Raw genomic sequence first — 3,443 nt, forward strand, 5'->3', positions numbered from 1 at the left:
AGGTCGCCGATCTGGTGGCGGCCGGCCGGCTGGTGCCGGTGCTGGCCGGCCATGAGCGCCCCTCGGCGCCGGTGCAGGCCCTGTTCCTGCCGACACGGCTGCTGTCGCCGAAGATCCGACTGTTCGCCGATTTCCTGGCCGAACGGTGGATCGGTCGGGACTTCGGCCATGAGACGGAGGGATAGCGCTCAGGCCCCGCCCTGCCCCGGCACCCGGAAGCTGGCGCGGTACTGGGCGGGGGTGATGCCGAGGCGTTTCATGAAGACGATGCGCATGCGGTCGGGGCTGCCGAAGCCGCAATCATAGGCCACGGCCTTGAGGGCACGGTCGCTGCCCTCCAGCAGGTTGCGGGCGGCGTCGACCCGGGCGCGCTCGACGAATTCATGCGGCGTCACCTCGGTCTCCTGCACGAACAGCCGGGCCAGGTTGCGGCCGCTCATCCCCGCCACCCGGCCCAGATCCTCGACCGTGAAGGTCGCCCCGATATGCTGCATGACATGGGCCTGGACCCTGGCGATCGGCGATTCCGGGTCGGCCGGCGCGGTCAGGAAGGGGCTGAACTGCGACTGGCCGCCCTGGCGCTGCGCCACCACCACCAGCCGCTTGGCCACCGCAAGCGACACCCGGGCGCCGTGATGCTCCGCCACCAGCGCCAGGGCCAGGTCGATGCCGGCGGTGACGCCGGCCGAGGTCACCAGCGCCCCGTCGCGCAGATGGATCCGGTCGAGCTCGACCCGCGCCTTCGGGAACAGCTCGGCCAGGCGCGGCGCGTTCTGCCAATGCGTGGTGACGCGATGGCCGTCCAAGAGCCCGGCATGGCCGAAGGCAAAGGCGCCGGTGCAGATCGACCCGTGCAGCTCCGCCCGACCCGCGGCCGCTCTCAGCCAATCCGACAGCCCGGGATCGGCCGGTGCCGTCGGCAGGCCGGGGCCGCCGGCGACCAGCACCATCGAGAACGGCTCCTCGGCCTCGGCGAAGCTGCGATCGGCGACCATCTGCATGCCGTTCGAGGCGCGCAAAGGCGCGGTGTCGGCCGCGACCAGCAGCGTCTCGTAGCGATCGCCGCCGGCGATGAAGCCGTTGGCCTCGGCGAAGACGTCGACCGGCCCGGCGACATCCAGCGCCTGCACGCCCGGAAAGATGGCGATCGCGACCGTCCGCACCGGCATCCGTCTACCCCTCTCTGCACCCGTCGACCGATCCCACGGCCGCCGCCCGGCCGCAATGTCCGATTTGCGCGTGCGCTTGTCCGGAAGCGGCGCTCCCGCCGCGTTGAGGCGGAGGGCGGCCCGGACGCACATAGGAGGGGCCGGCGGCGACCGCCGACGACCTGAACCAAGAGAGGGCCGGACCATGAGCGACACCCAGGACACCCCCGCCGCGCCGGCCCCCGACCGGCAGGACCATTGGCTGGACGAGGCGCTGGAAGAGACCTTCCCCGCCAGCGACCCGATCGCCGCCCGCAGCATCGATTGAGGACAGGACCATGACCGATTCCATCGCCGGCATCCGCATCCCCGACAGCGCCATGGCGCGCGAGATCACCGAGCTGGTGCGCGATACCGAGAGCGACCTGCTGTTCCACCACTCGACCCGGGTCTACCTGTTCGGCGCTCTGACCGGGCAGCGCAAGGGCCTGAAGTTCGATCCCGAGCTGCTGTATGCCGGGGCGATGTTCCACGACATGGGGCTGACCGATGCCTATTCGAGCCCCGACCTGCGCTTCGAGGTCGACGGCGCCAACGCCGCGCGCGACTTCCTGAAGCGGCACGGCATCGCCGATGCCGACATCGACCTGGTGTGGGATTCGATCGCCCTGCACACCACGCCGGGCATCCCGGAGCACAAGCACCCGGTGGTGGCGCTGGTCACGGCCGGTGTGGAGATGGACGTGCTGGGCCTTGCCTTCCATGATTTCACCCAGGAGCAACGCCGCCAAGTGGTGCACGCCCATCCGCGCGGCCCCGACTTCAAGCACGGCATCATCGAGGCCTTCGCCCACGGCACCATCCGCAAGCCCGAGACCACCTTCGGCAATGTGAAGGCCGACGTGCTGGCCCGGATGGACCCGACCTACAAGCGGGTCGACTTCACCGAGGTGATCCTGAACTCGGACTGGGAGAGCTGAAGCCCTTCCCGCCGCGTCATTGCGAGCGCAGCGAAGCAATCCAGGGGCCGGTGCGAACCGGCCCCTGGATTGCTTCATCGGCTTCGCCTCCTCGCAATGACGGCAGCGGGCGGGCTCATACCGCCCTGGACAGCCGGCCCCGCCAGGCCCATCTTTGCGTCATCATGGCCGCCCCGGGATACAGCATCTGCGCCGCCGACGGCCTCGGCCGCTCGCTGCGGCTGTGGCGCGCGCTACGGCGGGTCAAGCAGGCTCATGCCGCCGAGCTGCTGCAGGTGTCGCAGGCGATGGTGTCGCGCTGGGAGGCCGGCACGCTGGTCCCCGACGCCGATGAGCAGGCCCGCCTGCGCCGGCTGATGAGCGCACGGCTGGACAGCGCCGGCGACCACGCCCTGGCCCGGCTGGTCACTCAGTCTCTCGGCAGCTCCCATCTGGTCTGCGACCTGACGCACCGGCTGCTGGCCGCCTCGCGGGGGCGCAGCCAGGACTGGAACTTCCGCACGCCGGAGTTGCTGGGCGTCTCGCTCTGGCGCTTCGCCACGCCGGAGATCCAGGCCGCCGAGGCCGCCCTGACCGATGAGGGCTGGTTCGAGGCCGAGCCGCCCGCGGTCGAGATCGCGACCAGCGCCAACGACTCGCCGATCGTCCCGATCCGCCAGGGCCGCATGCGCTGGACCCGGCTGCAGCTGTCCGACGGCGCCTTCGTGCGCCTGGCCGAGACCATTGCCTGAATATCTTATTCAGCCGCCCCTCCCCGCTGCCCCGCTAGGATCGCGCCGTCCCTGAACACGGAGTGATCATGTCGTCCCGCGGATCCTGGGCCGCGATCCTGGTGATCTACGCCGCCGGCGTGGCCGCGGCGGCGCAGCTCGGCAAGCTGTCTGCGCTGCTACCGCCGATGCAGCGCGACCTCGGCCTCGACCTCACCACCGCCGCGCTGCTGGTGTCGCTGCTGGAGATCGGCGGCGCCACGCTGGGGCTGTTCGCCGGGGTCGTCATCAGCCGGGTGGGCGCCCGCCGCGCCTTGCTGGCCGGCCTGCTGCTGCTGGCGGTCGCCGCCGCCGGCATGGCCGCCACCTCGGCCGTGATCGGCATGTTCCTGTGGCGCATCGTCGAGGCCGCGGCCTATCTCGCCGTCGCGGTCGCCGCCCCGACCCTGACCATCGCCACGGCCTCCCCGGTGCAGCGGTCGAGCGCCCTGGCGCTGTGGAGCACTTTCTTCCCGGTCGGCTTCGCCACCGGCAGCATCCTGGCCGGGCTGGGCGTCGAGGTTGCACCCTGGCGCTGGGTGCTGCTGGGCAGCGCCGCGCTGACC

General features: G+C 71.3%; 5 protein-coding genes and 1 pseudogene. 5 read left to right on the top strand and 1 reads right to left on the bottom strand.

Annotated features, from left to right (window positions below; translation table 11 throughout):
- A pseudogene (locus tag P409_RS29765) lies at positions 1 to 185 on the top strand (LysR family transcriptional regulator); the annotation flags it as partial.
- A gap of 3 nt (positions 186 to 188) precedes the next feature.
- Here P409_RS29765 and P409_RS29770 read toward each other — a convergent pair.
- Positions 189 to 1,169 (bottom strand): GlxA family transcriptional regulator, encoded by a 981-nt coding sequence (locus tag P409_RS29770; RefSeq protein ID WP_034846945.1) that lies wholly within the window; start codon positions 1,167 to 1,169, stop codon positions 189 to 191.
- Between the two features lie 184 nt (positions 1,170 to 1,353).
- Between P409_RS29770 and P409_RS41320 the strand changes: the two genes are divergently transcribed.
- The 4 genes from P409_RS41320 to P409_RS29785 form a co-directional block, all read left to right on the top strand.
- Positions 1,354 to 1,476, top strand: a complete 123-nt coding sequence (locus tag P409_RS41320) for a hypothetical protein (RefSeq protein ID WP_274519186.1) — start codon at positions 1,354 to 1,356, stop codon at positions 1,474 to 1,476.
- Positions 1,477 to 1,486: 10 nt separating this feature from the next.
- On the top strand, positions 1,487 to 2,128 hold the full coding sequence (locus P409_RS29775; protein ID WP_034846947.1) for an HD domain-containing protein: 642 nt from the start codon (positions 1,487 to 1,489) through the stop codon (positions 2,126 to 2,128).
- A 164-nt stretch (positions 2,129 to 2,292) separates the two neighbouring features.
- Entirely contained in the window at positions 2,293 to 2,859 is a 567-nt protein-coding gene (locus tag P409_RS29780; RefSeq protein ID WP_052121567.1) for a helix-turn-helix domain-containing protein, read from the top strand.
- 68 nt (positions 2,860 to 2,927) lie between these two features.
- Positions 2,928 to 3,443 (top strand): MFS transporter (locus P409_RS29785; protein WP_152613615.1); only part of this gene is annotated, 516 nt, incomplete at its 3' end.

Origin of the sequence: Inquilinus limosus MP06, from assembly GCF_000767795.1 — a bacterium.
Taxonomy (GTDB): domain Bacteria; phylum Pseudomonadota; class Alphaproteobacteria; order DSM-16000; family Inquilinaceae; genus Inquilinus; species Inquilinus limosus_E.

Excerpts from the sequence above, each read along its gene's own strand:
- P409_RS29770 (WP_034846945.1), bottom strand. The coding sequence starts at position 1,169 with ATGCCGGTGCGGACGGTCGCGATCGCCATCTTTCCGGGCGTGCAGGCG.
- P409_RS41320 (WP_274519186.1), top strand. The coding sequence starts at position 1,354 with ATGAGCGACACCCAGGACACCCCCGCCGCGCCGGCCCCCGACCGGCAG.
- P409_RS29775 (WP_034846947.1), top strand. The coding sequence starts at position 1,487 with ATGACCGATTCCATCGCCGGCATCCGCATCCCCGACAGCGCCATGGCG.
- P409_RS29780 (WP_052121567.1), top strand. The coding sequence starts at position 2,293 with ATGGCCGCCCCGGGATACAGCATCTGCGCCGCCGACGGCCTCGGCCGC.